The 14744-nt window shown below is 68.2% G+C and carries 17 protein-coding genes; 6 read left to right on the top strand and 11 right to left on the bottom strand.

Annotation, left to right across the window (positions count from 1 at the left end):
- Positions 1–92 precede the first annotated feature (92 nt).
- On the top strand, positions 93–662 hold the full coding sequence (locus AC07N1_RS12115) for a hypothetical protein (RefSeq protein ID WP_494672048.1): 570 nt from the start codon (positions 93–95) through the stop codon (positions 660–662).
- Between the two features lie 23 nt (positions 663–685).
- Positions 686–1219 carry a CDP-alcohol phosphatidyltransferase family protein gene (locus AC07N1_RS12110; RefSeq protein WP_494672047.1) on the top strand — a complete coding sequence of 178 codons (534 nt, stop codon included), beginning with the start codon at positions 686–688 and terminating at the stop codon, positions 1217–1219.
- Here AC07N1_RS12110 and AC07N1_RS12105 read toward each other — a convergent pair.
- From AC07N1_RS12105 to AC07N1_RS12060, 10 genes are read right to left on the bottom strand one after another with little or no spacing between them, the layout of a single operon-like run.
- Positions 1216–1611 carry a HesB/IscA family protein gene (locus AC07N1_RS12105; protein ID WP_494672046.1) on the bottom strand — a complete coding sequence of 132 codons (396 nt, stop codon included), beginning with the start codon at positions 1609–1611 and terminating at the stop codon, positions 1216–1218. The two genes, AC07N1_RS12110 and AC07N1_RS12105, sit on opposite strands and share 4 nt — an antisense overlap.
- Positions 1612–1625: 14 nt before the next feature.
- A complete protein-coding gene (locus tag AC07N1_RS12100; protein ID WP_494672045.1) occupies positions 1626–1985 on the bottom strand; it encodes an SUF system Fe-S cluster assembly protein in 360 nt (119 codons plus the stop codon).
- Between the two features lie 4 nt (positions 1986–1989).
- Positions 1990–3210: an aminotransferase class V-fold PLP-dependent enzyme gene (locus AC07N1_RS12095; protein ID WP_494672044.1), complete on the bottom strand. Its 1221-nt coding sequence runs from the start codon at positions 3208–3210 to the stop codon at positions 1990–1992.
- The gene (gene sufD / locus AC07N1_RS12090) at positions 3207–4232 is read right to left on the bottom strand and encodes a Fe-S cluster assembly protein SufD (protein ID WP_494672043.1); all 1026 of its coding nucleotides are present in this window, start codon (positions 4230–4232) and stop codon (positions 3207–3209) included. The genes AC07N1_RS12095 and sufD overlap by 4 nt, the downstream gene beginning before the upstream one ends.
- Entirely contained in the window at positions 4229–4978 is a 750-nt protein-coding gene (gene sufC / locus AC07N1_RS12085; protein ID WP_494672042.1) for a Fe-S cluster assembly ATPase SufC, read from the bottom strand. The genes sufD and sufC overlap by 4 nt, the downstream gene beginning before the upstream one ends.
- Positions 4979–4981: 3 nt before the next feature.
- Positions 4982–5284: a type II toxin-antitoxin system RelE/ParE family toxin gene (locus AC07N1_RS12080; protein WP_494672041.1), complete on the bottom strand. Its 303-nt coding sequence runs from the start codon at positions 5282–5284 to the stop codon at positions 4982–4984.
- Positions 5281–5727, bottom strand: a complete 447-nt coding sequence (locus AC07N1_RS12075; RefSeq protein WP_494672040.1) for a hypothetical protein — start codon at positions 5725–5727, stop codon at positions 5281–5283. The genes AC07N1_RS12080 and AC07N1_RS12075 overlap by 4 nt, the downstream gene beginning before the upstream one ends.
- Positions 5728–5761: 34 nt before the next feature.
- Positions 5762–7231, bottom strand: coding sequence for a Fe-S cluster assembly protein SufB (sufB, locus tag AC07N1_RS12070; RefSeq protein WP_110119809.1), 1470 nt, complete (start codon positions 7229–7231; stop codon positions 5762–5764).
- Positions 7231–8367 carry a cysteine desulfurase family protein gene (locus AC07N1_RS12065; RefSeq protein WP_494672039.1) on the bottom strand — a complete coding sequence of 379 codons (1137 nt, stop codon included), beginning with the start codon at positions 8365–8367 and terminating at the stop codon, positions 7231–7233. The genes sufB and AC07N1_RS12065 overlap by 1 nt, the downstream gene beginning before the upstream one ends.
- Positions 8364–8816 carry an Rrf2 family transcriptional regulator gene (locus AC07N1_RS12060; protein ID WP_058348332.1) on the bottom strand — a complete coding sequence of 151 codons (453 nt, stop codon included), beginning with the start codon at positions 8814–8816 and terminating at the stop codon, positions 8364–8366. The genes AC07N1_RS12065 and AC07N1_RS12060 overlap by 4 nt, the downstream gene beginning before the upstream one ends.
- A 194-nt stretch (positions 8817–9010) precedes the next feature.
- Here AC07N1_RS12060 and AC07N1_RS12055 point away from each other — a divergent pair, with 194 nt between their 5' ends.
- Positions 9011–9664 carry an alpha/beta hydrolase gene (locus AC07N1_RS12055; protein WP_494672038.1) on the top strand — a complete coding sequence of 218 codons (654 nt, stop codon included), beginning with the start codon at positions 9011–9013 and terminating at the stop codon, positions 9662–9664.
- A gap of 326 nt (positions 9665–9990) precedes the next feature.
- On the top strand, positions 9991–11271 hold the full coding sequence (locus AC07N1_RS12050; RefSeq protein WP_494672037.1) for an NAD(P)/FAD-dependent oxidoreductase: 1281 nt from the start codon (positions 9991–9993) through the stop codon (positions 11269–11271).
- 126 nt (positions 11272–11397) lie between these two features.
- Here AC07N1_RS12050 and AC07N1_RS12045 read toward each other — a convergent pair whose 3' ends face one another.
- On the bottom strand, positions 11398–12501 hold the full coding sequence (locus tag AC07N1_RS12045; RefSeq protein WP_494672036.1) for an anhydro-N-acetylmuramic acid kinase: 1104 nt from the start codon (positions 12499–12501) through the stop codon (positions 11398–11400).
- A gap of 197 nt (positions 12502–12698) precedes the next feature.
- On the opposite strand from AC07N1_RS12045, the gene tyrS reads away from it, so the two are divergent.
- Positions 12699–14027 (top strand): tyrosine--tRNA ligase, encoded by a 1329-nt coding sequence (gene tyrS, locus AC07N1_RS12040; RefSeq protein WP_494672035.1) that lies wholly within the window; start codon positions 12699–12701, stop codon positions 14025–14027.
- Positions 14028–14219: 192 nt separating this feature from the next.
- Positions 14220–14687 carry a peroxiredoxin gene (locus AC07N1_RS12035; RefSeq protein ID WP_494672034.1) on the top strand — a complete coding sequence of 156 codons (468 nt, stop codon included), beginning with the start codon at positions 14220–14222 and terminating at the stop codon, positions 14685–14687.
- Positions 14688–14744: the final 57 nt, after the last annotated feature.

Raw genomic sequence — 14744 nt, 5'->3', positions numbered from 1 at the left:
CACATTCACTCAAGCGCACTCCACCTTCACTATCGGCTTCTTTGCGGCCATCATCGCCGGCGGCGTCACGCCATGACCGTCGCGAGGAACCGATGACCGCTCGATCGCCCGCCGTTCTCGCCGCCGCCCTGGCGGCCCTCTTCGCCGCCTCCAGCCCCGCCCTGGCCGGCATCGTCAAGACCGAGATCCCCGCCAGGAAGGGCCCCAAGCTTCACTGGTGGCCCGATGTCGCCGCCCCGGCGGGCTGGACCGCCAACGACGGCGCCAGCCTCAAGTACAACTGCAAGAGCTTCATCCCGGCGGGCGAGGTCCTGGGGCAGTCCCAGGCGGTCATCCATGCCTGTCTCACCCTCCGAACGGAACGCGACAAGCGGTTCGACGCCCTGCGCTTCGCGAAGGAGGAACAGCTCAAGTCCTTCGCCACCGACCCCGGCATGGAGGCGGACCGCCTACCGGACGTGGCCGCCGCCGACGGCCGCAGCCTGCCCCTCTTCCGCCAGACTCCGGACCGCCTCTCGACCTGGAAGCTGATCGCCTACGGCCAGGAGGTCGACGCCGAGGGCAAGACCTTCTTCCTGACCTTCACGCTGAGCGCCCGCTCGCCCGAGGCCCTGGCCGGGGCGGAGACGACCTACAAGGCGATGATCGCCGGCTACCGCTAGCCAAGACCCCCGAGGAGACGCGTGTGCTGCCCAACCTGCTGACCGCCCTGCGTCTCCTCGCCCTGCCTTTCCTTATCTGGGCGGTGACGGCGAACGCCGGCTGGCTGGCCGTGGCGCTCTTCCTGGGCGCGGGCCTGACAGACGTACTCGACGGCTGGGTCGCCCGGCGCTTTGGCCTAACCTCCAGTTTCGGGGCGATGTTCGACCTGCTGGCCGACCGGCTGCTGACGCTGGCCAGCCTGGGCGCGCTTATCGCGTCGGGCGCCTTTCCGGACTTATGGATCACCGCGCCGCTGGTGCTGATCGCCCGCAACTTCGTCGTCGCCGGCCTGCAGCAGGCCCAGCCGGGGCGGGACTTCGACCACCCGCCGATCGAACATCCGAAGATCGCGCTGAACTTCCTGGGCGTGTCGCTGCTGCTCGCGCCGGTCGGGACGCAGACAATCGGGCTCTGGGCCTTGGCGGCCAGCGCGGCGCTGTCGGTCTTGACGGTGGCGATCTATGCGCGGCGCGCGGCGCCCTATTTCACCTTCTCCCAGAGGGAGAGGGCCTCCTAGTCCTCCAGCGCCTCGGGCGCCGGCTGGATCGTCACGCTCTCGCCGCAGCCGCAGGCGTCGGTCTCGTTCGGGTTATGGAACACGAACTTCGACGACAGCTTTGTGACCTCGTAGTCGATCTCGGTGCCGATCAAAAAGAGCACCGCCTTCGGCTCGATCAGGATGGTGACGCCCTTGTCCTCGACGACTTCGTCGATCGGGCCCTTCTCCTTGGCGTATTCGAAGACGTATTCCTGGCCCGCGCAGCCGCCGTTCTTCACGCCCACGCGCAAGCCCGCATAGGGCTGGTCGGCCCTATCCATGATCTCCTTCACGCGTGCGGCGGCCGCATCGGTCAGCGTGACGACCTTGGGGCGCGGGCGGCGCGGACGGGTGGTGACGGCGGCTTCCATGGCGGGTCCTGCCTCTAGAACATGTTCAGCTGCAACTTGGCCTCGTCGCTCATCCGCGACGGGTCCCACGGCGGGTCGAAGGTCAGGTCGACGTTGCACGAGCGGATGCCTTCGATCTCCATGATCGCGTCCTTGACCCAGCCCGGCATGTCGCCGGCCACCGGGCAGCCCGGGGCGGTCAGGGTCATGTCGATGGCCACGTCCTTGTCGTCGCTGACATCGACCTTGTAGATCAGGCCGAGTTCATAGATGTCGACCGGGATTTCCGGGTCGAACACCGTCTTCAGCTTCTCGATCAGCTGGTCGGTCAGGCGGTTCAGCTCTTCGGAGGAAAGAGCCGTCGCGGCTTGCGGGACTTCGGCTTGGTCGGTCATAGGCTCAACTGAAGAAGCTGCGGGCCTTGTCCAGCGCGTCCACGAACGCGTCGGCTTCGGCAGGCGTATTATATAGGGCGAATGAGGCCCGGGCGCTCGACGTCACCCCGAACCTTTTCATCAGCGGCTCGGCGCAATGCGTCCCGGCCCGCACGGCGACGCCGTAGCGGTCCAGCACCTGGGCCACGTCGTGGGCGTGGGCGCCTTCGACGACGAAGCTCATCACCGCGCCCTTGCCGGGCGCAGTGCCGAGGATCCGCACGCCGTTGACGCCCTCCAGGCGGGCGGCGACCTGCTCATAGAGCGCGTGCTCGTGGGCCAGGGCCGCGTCGCGGTCGATGCCGTTCAGCCACTCAATGGCCGCCCCCAGGCCGACGGCCTCGAGGATCGCCGGCGTGCCGGCCTCGAAGCGGTGCGGCGGGTCGGCATAGGTGATCTTGTCCAGACTGACCGAACCGATCATCTCGCCGCCGCCCTGGTAAGGCGGCAGGGCGGCCAGGCGCTCGGCCTTGCCGTACAGCACGCCGATGCCGGTGGGGCCGTACAACTTGTGGCCGCTGAAGACGTAGAAATCGACGTCCAGGGCTTTGACGTCCACCTTGGTGTGGACCACGCCCTGGCAGCCGTCGAGCAGCACCGGCGCGCCGGCCGCATGGGCCAGGCGGATGATCTCGGCCACGTCGTTGACCGTGCCCAGCACGTTCGACATGTGGGTGACGGCGACCATCCTGGTCTTTTCAGACAGCAGGCCCTTGTAGGCCTCCATGTCGAGCCGGCCGTCGTCGAGCACCGGGATGAACTTCAGCACGACGCCGTAGCGCTCGCGCAGGAAGTGCCAGGGCACGATGTTGGCGTGGTGCTCCATCTCCGAGGCGATGATCTCGTCGCCGGCCTTCAGCGAACGGCCAAAGGTGTCGGCCACCAGGTTCACCGCTTCTGTGGCGCTCTTGGTGTAGACGATCTCGTTTACGTCGGCGTTGATGAAGCGCGCGATGGTTTCCCGCGCTTTTTCATAGGCTTCGGTCGTTTCGTTGGCCAGGGTGTGCAGGCCGCGATGGACGTTGGCGTAGGAGGTGCGGGCCAGGCCCGTCATGGCGTCCAGCACCACGTCGGGCTTCTGGGCGCTGGCGGCGCTGTCTAGATAGACCAGCGGCTTGCCGTGCACCGTGCGCGACAGGATCGGGAACTGGGCGCGGATCGCCTCGACGTCGAAAGCGGCGGTCATTCTTCGCGCCCCAGCTGCTTGGCGACCCAGGCGGCGGCGATCTCGCGCGCCCCGGCGTGCTCGATGCGCTCGACCACCTCGCCGACGAAGGCTTGCGTCAGCATGGCGCGGGCCTCCAGCTCGGGGATGCCGCGCTGGCGGGCGTAGAACACCGCTTCCTCGTCCAGGGCGCCGATGGTGTTGCCGTGGGCGCAGGCGACGTCGTCGGCGAAGATCAGCAGTTCGGGCTTGGCGTCGATCTCGGCCTTGTCCGACAGGATCAGGGCGTGGTGGCCCATCCGCGCGTCGGCCTGGTCGGCGCCAGGCTGGACGATGATCCGCCCCTGGAACACGCCGCGGGCCTGGTCGGCGACCATGCCCTTGGTCAGTTGGCTGGTGACGCCATCGACGCCGTCGTGGGTGACCACGGTGGTCTGGTCGGCATGGCGCTGGCCGCTGAGCAGGTAGATCCCGTCCAGGCGGGCCTGGGCGTGAGCGCCGGGGTGGGCCACATGCGTCTCGATCCGCTGGCGGCGCGCGCCGCTGGTCAGGACGGTCTGGCTGAAGGTCGCGCCGGCGCCCAGTTCGACGCGGGCGGTGACGACATCGACGGCCTCGGCGTCATCCTCGACCAGCACGATGCGCGTCAGGCTCGCGCCCTCGCCCACGGCGATGTCGAGCGACACGTCCGAGATATAGCCGGCCGCGCGGCCCTCATGGCTTTCCAGCAGGGTCAGGCTGGCGCCTGGCTCGACCACGACCGCATACGACGCGGCCTGCGAGACCTTGTCGGTCGCCGCGACGAAGCGCAGCGCCAGGACGTCGCCCTGCCCGCTGGTGGCCACATGGCGACCGTTGACGAACAGGATCTCGCCGTCGGCCAGGCCCGCGAACGGACCGGCCGCGACCTCGCCGTCGAACTTCGGCGCGGGCTCGGGCAGCACGCGGATCAGGCCGCGCAGGTCGGTCCAACGCCAGTCCTCGTCGCGGCGCGAGGGCAGCGCGGTGACGTCGCCGGTCTTCAGAGCGGTGGAAAGGCTCACGCGGCGGCCCCGACGTACTTGTCGTAGCCCTCGGCTTCCAGCTGCAGGGCCAGTTCCGGGCCGCCCGAGGCGACGATGCGGCCGGCGGCCAGCACGTGCACTCGGTCGGGTTTGATGTAGTCGAGCAGGCGCTGGTAGTGGGTGATCACCAGCATGCCGCGCTCAGGGCTACGCAGGGCGTTGACGCCTTCGGAGACGATCTTCAGGGCGTCGATGTCGAGGCCGGAGTCCGTCTCGTCGAGGATCAGGAACTTCGGCGACAGCATCGCCATCTGGAAGATTTCCATCCGCTTCTTCTCGCCGCCCGAGAAGCCGACGTTCAGGCCGCGCTTGAGCATCTCGAAGTCGATCTTCAGCGAGGCGGCCTTTTCCTTGGCCAGCTTCAGGAAGGCCGGGGCGGCGATCTCGTCCTCGCCGCGGGCGCGGCGCTGGGCGTTCACGGCGGTGCGGATGAAGGTCAGGGCCGGCACGCCGGGGATCTCCAGCGGATACTGGAACGACAGGAACACGCCCTTGGCCGCCCGTTCATTGGGCTCCAGGCTCAGCAGGTCCTCGCCGTTCAGCGTGGCCGTTCCTTCGGTGACCTCGTAGCCGCCACGGCCGCTCAGCACGTAGGACAGCGTCGACTTGCCGGCGCCGTTCGGACCCATGATGGCGTGCACCTCGCCGGCCGGCACCTCGAGCGTGACGCCCTTCAGGATCGGCTTGTCTTCGACGCGGGCGTGGAGGTTGTGGATAGAGAGCATGGTTCAAACTTCACTCAGGTCGATGACGTCGAGATCCTGACGGGCATCGAGAAAGGCGATTACGGAGATGCGGTCAGACAGTATCTTGAACACGATCAGCTTTTTCCAGCGCACCAGGCTGAGTTCGCGCGCGCCCGGCCAGCGCTGGGAGGCGCGCCCCGGCGTCGGCATGTAGACCAGCCGGCGCGTCGCGGCCTGGATTTCTTCGCTGGCGCGTTTCGCCGCCAAAGCATTCAGATCGAGAAGCAGGTCCAAAAATCGTTCGGCCGACTGCTGGGCGGGCGAGGTCCATTTGACGATCCTCACCCGTATTTCGTCCGCCAGCGGGCGAAGACCTCATCTTGAGGGGTCTCCTCGCCACGCTCCATCGCCGCGAGCCCCTCAGCGACGCGTTCGTCGGCGTCTTCGTGCAGGGCGGGCAGGTCGGCCGCCAAGTTCAGGAACTCGCTGTAGGATTCCAGGGCGCGTTCGATGATCTGCCGCCCAGTGGCTTCCGGAAACTTCTCGCGCAGCCCAGCCATGACCTCTTCGCTCGAAAAGGTCTCGCCGCGATCCGCCGCCGCCAGCCCTTCCTCGATCTGAGCGATCTGCTCAGCCGTGAACGGGTCACGGGCATACATCTCGTCCTCCGCGATCAGCCATTTGCTGGCGGACAGCAGGAAGTCCTCGACGCTGAGGTCGCGCTCGGCCGCGTGGGCGACGAGCGTCTGTTCGAAGGCCTCGTCGATCTGAACCGTATAGGCTTTCACGTCATGGCTCCTGCGTGGCGAGCAACATATCGTATCATCCCACGGAGCCTTCCAGCGAGATCGCCACCAGCTTCTGAGCCTCCACCGCGAATTCCATCGGCAGCTGCTGCAGCACGTCGCGGACGAAGCCGTTGACCAGCAGGGCCACGGCCTCTTCCTGCGAAAGCCCGCGCTGCTGGCAGTAGAACAGCTGGTCGTCCGACAGGCGGGTGGTGGTGGCCTCGTGCTCGAACACCGACTGGCCGTTGCGGGCCTCGATGTACGGCACGGTGTGGGCCGCGCAGGTCTTGCCGATGAGCAAGGAGTCGCACTGGGTGAAATTGCGCGCGCCCTTGGCCTTGGGGTGAGCCGAGACGAGGCCGCGATAGGTGCTGGTCGACTTGCCGGCGCTGATGCCCTTGGCGACGATCCGCGACTTCGTATTGGCGCCCAGGTGGATCATCTTGGTGCCGGTGTCGGCCTGCTGATGGCCGTTGGTCACGGCGATCGAGTAGAACTCGCCCGACGAGCCCTCGCCGCGCAGCACGCAGGACGGATACTTCCAGGTGATGGCCGAGCCGGTCTCGACCTGGGTCCACGACACCTTGGAGCGGTCGCCGCGGCAGTCGGCGCGCTTGGTGACGAAGTTGTAGATGCCGCCCTTGCCGGTTTCCGGATCGCCCGGATACCAGTTCTGGACGGTGGAGTACTTGATCTCGGCGTCGTCCAGCAGGACGAGTTCGACCACGGCCGCGTGCAGCTGGTTCTCGTCGCGCATCGGGGCCGTGCAGCCCTCCAGGTACGAGACGTAGGCGCCCTTGTCGGCGATGATCAGGGTGCGCTCGAACTGGCCGGAATCCTTGGCGTTGATCCGGAAATAGGTCGACAGCTCCATCGGGCAGCGCACGCCCGGCGGCACGTAGACGAAGCTGCCGTCCGAGAACACCGCGCTGTTGAGGCAGGCGAAATAGTTGTCCGAGGTCGGCACGACGCTGCCCAGGTACTGCTTGACCAGTTCCGGGTGCTCGCGGATCGCCTCGCTCATCGAGCAGAAGATGACGCCGGCCTGGGCCAGCTCCTTCTTGAAGGTCGTGACGACCGACACAGAGTCGAACACCGCGTCCACGGCGTAGCGCGGCGCGCCCTCGACGCCGGCCAGCACGGCCTGCTCCTTCAGCGGGATGCCCAGCTTCTCGTAGACGGCCAGCAGCTCGGGATCGACCTCGTCCAGGCTTTTCGGCCCTTCCTTGGTCTTCGGCGCGGCGTAGTAGTAGGTGTCCTGGTAGTCGATCTTCGGATAGCTGACCTTGGCCCAGTCCGGCTCTTCAAGCTCGAGCCAGCGGCGATAGGCCTCAAGGCGCCATTCCAGCATCCACGCCGGCTCGTCCTTCTTGGCCGATATGAAGCGCACGATGTCCTCGGAGAGCCCCTTGGGGGCGAACTCCTGGTCGATGTCGGTCGTAAAGCCGTGCTCGTATTTCTCGAGCGCAGCGACGGTGTCGATCGTTTCCTTGACCGCGGCCATCAAGCCACCTCCCGGCGCCGGGCGCCGATACGCTTCCAGGCGGCGAGCCAGGCGTCGCCGCACACAATCCAATCCGCTTCCGTGCTCGCCCACCCGCCGCTGACGCGCAGCGCATAGGGGGCGAGATCGGAGCGGCCCATGGCCTCGACCACGCGACTGGCCTTGACCTTGCCCGACGAGCAGGCGCTGCCGGCGCTGACCATCACCCCGGCGAGATCCAGGTTCATGACCTGGACCTGCGAGGCGAAGCCCTCGGCGGCCAAACACAGAGTTTGGGGCAAGCGTGGAACGCCCTCCCCGAGCACCACGCCGCCAGCGTCCTTGACCCGCTGGGCCAAGGCGTCGCGCCAAATGCCCTGATCGGCCGCCCGGGGCAAGTCCCGCAGGGCCGCAGCAGCAGCCGCGCCGAACCCGGAAATCCCGGCGACGTTTTCGGTGCCCGCCCGGCGACCACGCTCCTGGCCGCCGCCGTGCTGGCGACGCACCACATTGGCCCGCGTGCCGGCGACCAGCGCGCCGACGCCTTGCGGGCCGCCGATCTTGTGGGCCGACAGCGCCAGGGTGTCGGCGCCCAGGGCGGAAAAGTCGATGGCGATCTTGCCGGCCGCCTGCACGGCGTCGACATGCAGCAGGCCGTCGGCCGCGCGGACGATCGCCGAAGCCTCCGCGACGGGCTGGATGACGCCCGTCTCGTTGTTGGCCAGCATCAGGCAGACCAAGGTCCGGCCCTCGCCCGCCAGCAGGTCGGAAAGCTTGGAAAGGTCGGCGACGCCGTCCGCGTCAACCGGCAGCACGGAGACTGAAACGCCGCTGGCGGCGGCGGTTTCGACCACGGCGTCATGCTCGATGGCGCTGACCACGATGCGCTTGACGCCGGAGGCGACGGCGCTGTCGATGGCTAGGGCGTTGGCTTCGGTGCCGCCGCTGACGAAGGTGACGGATCCTGCGACCACGCCGACCAGCTCGCCCACGGCCTTGCGGGCGGTCTCGACGACGTCGCGGGCGGCGCGGCCGGCCGCGTGCACCGAGCTTGGATTGCCGGCCAGCTCGAAGGCGCGCAGCACCGCTTCCTTCGCCTCGGGGCGGATCGGGGCGGTGGCGTTGTAGTCCAGATAGGTGGCGGGCTTGCTGGTCACGCCGCGACCTTCGCCTCCGGCCGCAAGCGGCCTTCCAGCACGTCGGCGACGGTCACCGAGGCGAGGTACGAGTGGATCTGGCGGCCCATCTCTTCCCACAGGTCGTGGGTCAGGCACTTGGCGCCGCCGGCCATGCAGCCCTTGTGGCCGCTCTTGCCCACGCCGCAGCGCGTGGCGCGAAGGGGCTCGTCGACGGCCATGACGATGTCGGAGATTCGGGTCGAACGGGCGTCGGCCGCAAGGCGATAGCCGCCGCCCGGCCCACGGGCGCTGACCACCAGCCCCTTGCGGCGCAGGCGGGCGAAAAGCTGTTCGAGATAGGAAAGTGAAATCTGCTGGCGGGCGGCGATCTCGGCCAGGGCCACCGCGCGGCCTTCTGCCTCGTCCTGCTTGCGGGCGAGGTCGGTCATGGCCATCACGGCGTAACGTCCCTTCGTGCTCAGGCGCATCAGGCGCTCTCCCTTGCAGATTCCCCGCGCAACCGCATTTGCGTATGCTACAAGCCGCGACTTCGCGCCGCGCCCGGCTGGGCGGTGCGCGCGATGCGGATTTAGGAAGACCAAGCGCGGCGGTCAAGTATTCCATGCGCCTTTAACGGCGAATGGAACAGGCCCCGACGCCCCAACTCGTGACGGGGACCTGTATGCCTGACGTGATTTTGACCGGCGCCGCGGGCCGTATCGAAGGCCGCTATTCGCCGGGCAAGACGGACAATGCGCCCATCGCGCTGATCCTGCACCCGCACCCCAAGGCCGGCGGTCACATGAACCACCCGGTGTCGGTGCAGCTGTACCACCTGTTCATGAAGCGCGGTTTCGCGACCCTGCGCTTCAACTTCCGCGGCGTCGGCCGCAGCCAGGGCGAATTCGACAGCGGCATCGGCGAACTGGCCGACGCGGCCACGGCGCTGGACTGGCTGCAGTCCAACAACCCCGCCGCCGCCCAGACCTGGGTCGCCGGCTACAGCTTCGGCGCCTATATCGGCATGCAACTGCTGATGCGTCGCCCCGAAACGGACGGCTTCATCTCGGTGTCGCCGCCGACCAACATGTACGACTTCAGCTTCCTGGCCCCCTGCCCGGCCTCGGGCCTGATCCTGACCGGCGGCGCCGACACCGTCGTGCCGCCCGTCGAGGTCGAGCGCGTGGTCTCCAAGCTGCGCACCCAGAAGGGCATCGTCATCGACTATGAAGTCGTCGACAAGGCCACCCACTTCTGGGCCGAGCACCTGTCCAGCGTCGAGCAGGCCGTCGGCGGCTATCTCGACAAGCGCCTGGAAGCCAACCCGATCCCGTAGGGGTTGGGAGCTTTAGAAGTCTGGAATTTGAAGCCCGCTCTCGGTGACGAGGGCGGGCTTTTTGTTTGCCGATCACCCAATCACGCCAAAACTCCGCTTTCCTCGCCTTGCGCCGAGGACCCATCGTTCAGCCGCTCAGACCTCTGCATATGCGGCCAAGGTTTGAGCCGTCGCCGACATGGACCCTCGCCACAGGGGCGAGGGAGGCGAACTGGGGCGGAGGAAAGAAATCCTCACCCCGACCGCCCCTCCTCTCGCAACCGCGAGACAGACTCGCCACCGCCCTCTAAAACCGTCGTTATCGCTATCATCGGAGCGGCCGGCCCATGCACTATGACATCGTGATCGTCGGCGGCGGGGCGGGCGGGCTGGAACTGGCCGCGCAGCTGGGCCGCAAGCTGGGACGCCGGGCCGGCAAGGAACGGATCCTGCTGATCGACCGCTCCAGCTTCCACATCTGGAAGCCGACCCTGCACGAAGTGGCGGCCGGCACGCTCGACGTGCACCAGGAGGGCCTGTCCTATTCGATCCTGGGCCGCGCCAACCATTTCAGCTTCCTGCTGGGCGACCTGGCCGCGCTCGATCCGACCGCCAAGCGCCTGACCCTGAAGCCGATCGCTTCCCCAGACGGCGGCGTGCTGGTGCCCGAGCGCTCGATCACCTTCACCTGGGGCGTGCTGGCCATCGGCAGCGGCTCCAACCTGTTCGGCACGCCGGGCGCCGAGACCGCCCACCTGCTGGAGCGGACCGAAGACGCCGAGGCCTTCCACACCCGCCTGCTGGCCACCTTCATGAAGGCCTCGTTCGCGCCGGAGCGGACCATGGGCGTGGCCATCGTCGGCGGCGGCGCCACGGGGGTCGAGCTGTCGGCCGAACTGCTGGAAGCCCATCGCGCCCTCCTGGACGCCCTCGGCGCCGAGCAGCGCTTCCGCCTGGACATCACCATCGTCGAGGCCGCGCCGCGCATCCTCGGCGGCCTGCCCGACAAGACCTCGGCCCAGGCCACCGTCGCCCTTGAGCGCAAGGGCGTGCGGGTGCGCACCGGCGCCAAGGTGCTGGCGGTTCACCCCGACCGCCTGGAGACCAGCCACGGCGACATCCCCGCCGACCTGATCGTCTGGGCCGCCGGCGTGAAGGCCGCCGACAGCAATGCGGCCTTGGGCCTGGAGACCAACCGCCTCAACCAGTTCGTGGTCAACGAGCGGCTGGAAAGCTCCGCGCCCGACATATGGGCCATGGGCGACTGCGCCGCCTGCCCGTGGAAGGACGGCAAGCTGGTGCCCGCCCGCGCCCAGGCCGCCCACCAGCAGGCCAGCTATCTCGCCAAGGCCCTGCTGGCCCGCCTGCGCCAGGCGCGGGTGGAAGAGCCCTACATCTACAAGGACTTCGGCTCGCTGGTGTCGCTGGGCGAGAACAAGGGCGTCGGCGCCCTGATGGGCGGCCTCGGCGGCCCCAACTTCTTCATCGAGGGGCTGGTGGCCAAGTGGTTCTACGTCTCGCTCCACCTGGCCCACCACAAAGCTATCCTGGGCGTGACCAAGACGGCGCTGCTGGCCCTGGCGCGACTGCTGCAGCAGCGCGTGGCGGGGCGGCTGAAGCTGCACTGACCGCCTGCGGCGGCCCCCTCAGTCGCTCCGCGACAGCTCCCCCAGAGGGGGAGCATCTATCGCCGCAAAGATCCTCCCCCTCTGGGGGAGGTGGCCCGAAGGGCCGGAGGGGGCCCGCGCAGCGGGCTACGGCCGAACGATCCGCCCCCCGGTCATCGCCCGCGCCACTCCCGTAGTCCCCGGGAAACTGATCGGCAGCCCCCGCGCCGTCCGGGCCGCGAGATACGCGAACGCCTCGGCCTCGATCGCGTCGCCGCGCCAGCCGTAGTCCTCGGCCGTCTTCACCGGCACGGGGCAGCGCTCGGTCAGCACCTTCATGATCTGCGGATTATGCCGCCCGCCGCCGCAGACGATCAGGGCGCTGGGCCGGGCGCCGTGTTCGAAGGCCTTGACCACGGCCTCGGCGGTGAAGGCCACCAAGGTGGCGGCCGCGTCCTCGGCCGACAGCGGCTCCACCAGGTCGAGCGGGAAGTCGTAGCGATCCAGCGACTTGGGCGCCGGGCCGGCGAAATAGGCGCTGGCCAGGAACCGCTCCAGGATCGCCTCGTCCACCCTGCCCGCCGCGGCCAGCCGGCCGTTCTCGTCGAACCGGCCCAAGCCCCGCTCCTGCAGCATCAGGTCGATCATGCCGTTGCCGGGACCGGTGTCAAAGGCCAGCAGCGTGCCGTCCTCATCGACCAGGGTGATGTTGGCCACCCCGCCGATGTTCAGGGCCGCCACCGGCGCGGCCAGGCCCGAGGCCCGGGCGCGGGCGTCGTGATAGATCGGGGCCAGCGGCGCGCCCTGCCCGCCCGCCGCCACGTCGGCTGTGCGGAAGTCGAAGGCCACCGGCCGCCCGGTCAGGCGCGCCAGCCGCTCTGCGTCGAGCAATTGCACCGTCCGCCCGATCCGCTCGGGCGTCGGCCGCTCGTGCAGCACCGTCTGGCCGTGCACGCCCAGGAGGTCGAAGTCGCTCCAGGAAAGGCCATGTTCGGCCAGGAAGCTTTCGGCGGCGTGGAAATGCTCGTCGGCCACGACCTGGGCGGCCTCGGCGAAGATCTCGGGCGCGGGCCGGTCGCGCGGCCAGCCGCGGGCGATCTCGGTCGCCACCAGCAGCAGATCGCGCGTCTCCTCGCGCAGCTTGCGTTCGCCCGAAGGCCCGAAGGCCTGGATCGTCTCGCCGTCGGTCTCGAGCACCGCCATGTCGACCGCGTCGAGCGAGGTGCCGGTCATGAATCCCAGAATGCGCATGGGTCCGTTGACTGCCACGGCCCGCGTCGGGTAGCTAGGCCCCATGACCGCCAAGGCCCTCCGTACCCGCGCCTATTATCGCCCGCTGATCTAGCGGGCGAACGACCGGTCATGTCGACGCACCGCCACCTGGCCGGCGATGCGTCCCTCCCCCTACCGACGACGTCTCCGGCGCACAGCCTTCAAGGAGACTATCGATGAAACCCTCGCCACAGACCGCCCCGCCCGTGCTAGACGCGCGGACCAGCGATACAGAGAGTCGAGCCATGTCCGCGCCGCAGAGCTTCAAGTCCGATTTCCTCAAGACCCTGCAGGCGCGCGGCTACATCCACCAGATCACCCATCCGGAAGAGCTGGATACGGCGGCCGCCTCGGGCGTCGTCACCGCCTACATCGGCTTCGACGCGACGGCCCCGTCCCTGCACGTCGGATCCTTGATCCAGATCATGATGCTGCGCCGCCTGCAGCAGGCCGGCCACAAGCCGATCGTCCTGATGGGCGGCGGCACGACCAAGGTCGGCGATCCGACGGGCAAGGACGAAAGCCGCAAGCTGCTCAGCGACGCCGACATCCAGGCCAACATCGCCGGCATCAAGCAGGTCTTCGCCCGGTTCCTGACCTTCGGCGACGGTCCGACCGACGCCATCATGGTCGACAACGACGAGTGGCTCTCGAAGTTCGGCTACGTGCAGTTCCTGCGCGACTACGGCGTGCACTTCACGGTCAACCGCATGCTGGCCTTCGACTCGGTGAAGCTGCGGCTCGAGCGCGAGCAGCCGATGACCTTCCTCGAGTTCAACTACATGCTGATGCAGGCCACCGACTTCCTGGAGCTGAACCGCAAGTACGGCTGCGTGCTGCAGATGGGCGGCTCGGACCAGTGGGGCAACATCCTCAACGGCGTCGAGCTGACCCGCCGGGTCGACCAGAAGGCCGCCTTCGGCCTGACGACGCCGCTGCTGGCCACGGCCTCCGGCGCCAAGATGGGCAAGACCATGTCGGGCGCCGTGTGGCTGAACGCCGAGCAGCTGAGCCCGTACGACTACTGGCAGTTCTGGCGCAACACCGAGGACGCCGACGTGGGCCGCTTCCTGAAGCTGTTCACCGACCTGCCGCTGGAGAAGATCGCCGAGCTGGAAGCCCTGCCGGGCGCCCAGATCAACGACGCCAAGAAGGTGCTGGCCGACCAGGCCACCCGCATGGCCCACGGCGAGGAGGCCGCCAAGGCCGCCCGCGACGCCGCCGAAAAGGCCTTCGAGCAGGGCCAGCTGTCGGCCGACCTGCCGACGGTCGAGATCGCCGCGGCGATCCTGGCCGAAGGCGTGCCGCTGGCGGTGCTGGCGACCGACATCGGCCTCACCGCCTCGCGCGGCGAGGCCCGTCGCCTCGCCCAGGGCGGCGGCCTGCGCCTGAACGACGCGCAGGAGAAGGACGGCGATCGCCTGGTGACCAATGCCGACCTGGTGGACGGCGTGGTCAAGCTGGGTCAGGGCAAGAAGAAGATCGTGCTGGTCAAGCCGGTCTGATCCAAGCTGCGAAGCTAAGAAGCTTCGTCATCCCGGAAAGCCCCCAAGGGCTTATCCGGGACCCAGGGGCGGTGCGCACGGCCCCTGGGTCCCGGCTCTCCGCTTCGCGGAGTTTACCCTCGAACGCGCACTGGCGCGTATCGGGGGGCCGGGATGACGTGCTTTAAGAAATAAGATCTTGGAGAGAGTGCGATGCTGAGCCCCGGCGACAAGGCCCCCGACTTCGACCTGCCCACCGACACCGGCCGCGTCAGCCTGGCCGGCCTGAAGGGCAAGGCCGTCGTGCTCTACTTCTATCCGAAGGACGACACGACCGGCTGCACCTCGCAGGCCCTGCAGTTCTCGGCCGAGGTCGAGGAGTTCGCCAAGGCCGGCGCGGTGATCATCGGCGTATCCAAGGACAGCGCCGCCAGCCACGGCAAGTTCCGCAAGAAGCACGACCTGACCGTCGAGTTGGCCGCCGACACCCTGGGCGAAACCGTCGAGGCCTACGGCTCGTGGGTCGAGAAAAACATGTACGGCCGCAAGTACATGGGCATCGACCGCTCGACCTTCCTGATCGACCGCGACGGCGTGGTCCGCGAAGTCTGGCGCAAGGTGAAGGTGCCCAACCACGTCAAGGCGGTGCTCAAGGCCGCCCAGGCGCTCAAGGCCTCCTAAGCCCGACCACTAAAGTGTGGCGCCGAGGCCGCAAGGCCTCGCATTTCGGCAACGACT

Source organism: Caulobacter sp. GW821-FHT09B11 (assembly GCF_059418205.1).
Note: the sequence above shows the minus strand (reverse complement) of the source record. Positions and strands in the feature narration are given on the sequence as shown.

Excerpts from the sequence above, each read along its gene's own strand:
- AC07N1_RS12035 (WP_494672034.1), top strand. The coding sequence starts at position 14,220 with ATGCTGAGCCCCGGCGACAAGGCCCCCGACTTCGACCTGCCCACCGAC.
- AC07N1_RS12055 (WP_494672038.1), top strand. The coding sequence starts at position 9,011 with ATGCCTGACGTGATTTTGACCGGCGCCGCGGGCCGTATCGAAGGCCGC.
- AC07N1_RS12115 (WP_494672048.1), top strand. The coding sequence starts at position 93 with ATGACCGCTCGATCGCCCGCCGTTCTCGCCGCCGCCCTGGCGGCCCTC.
- AC07N1_RS12100 (WP_494672045.1), bottom strand. The coding sequence starts at position 1,985 with ATGACCGACCAAGCCGAAGTCCCGCAAGCCGCGACGGCTCTTTCCTCC.
- AC07N1_RS12050 (WP_494672037.1), top strand. The coding sequence starts at position 9,991 with ATGCACTATGACATCGTGATCGTCGGCGGCGGGGCGGGCGGGCTGGAA.
- AC07N1_RS12095 (WP_494672044.1), bottom strand. The coding sequence starts at position 3,210 with ATGACCGCCGCTTTCGACGTCGAGGCGATCCGCGCCCAGTTCCCGATC.
- tyrS (WP_494672035.1), top strand. The coding sequence starts at position 12,699 with ATGAAACCCTCGCCACAGACCGCCCCGCCCGTGCTAGACGCGCGGACC.
- AC07N1_RS12105 (WP_494672046.1), bottom strand. The coding sequence starts at position 1,611 with ATGGAAGCCGCCGTCACCACCCGTCCGCGCCGCCCGCGCCCCAAGGTC.
- sufC (WP_494672042.1), bottom strand. The coding sequence starts at position 4,978 with ATGCTCTCTATCCACAACCTCCACGCCCGCGTCGAAGACAAGCCGATC.
- sufB (WP_110119809.1), bottom strand. The coding sequence starts at position 7,231 with ATGGCCGCGGTCAAGGAAACGATCGACACCGTCGCTGCGCTCGAGAAA.
- AC07N1_RS12060 (WP_058348332.1), bottom strand. The coding sequence starts at position 8,816 with ATGCGCCTGAGCACGAAGGGACGTTACGCCGTGATGGCCATGACCGAC.
- AC07N1_RS12045 (WP_494672036.1), bottom strand. The coding sequence starts at position 12,501 with ATGCGCATTCTGGGATTCATGACCGGCACCTCGCTCGACGCGGTCGAC.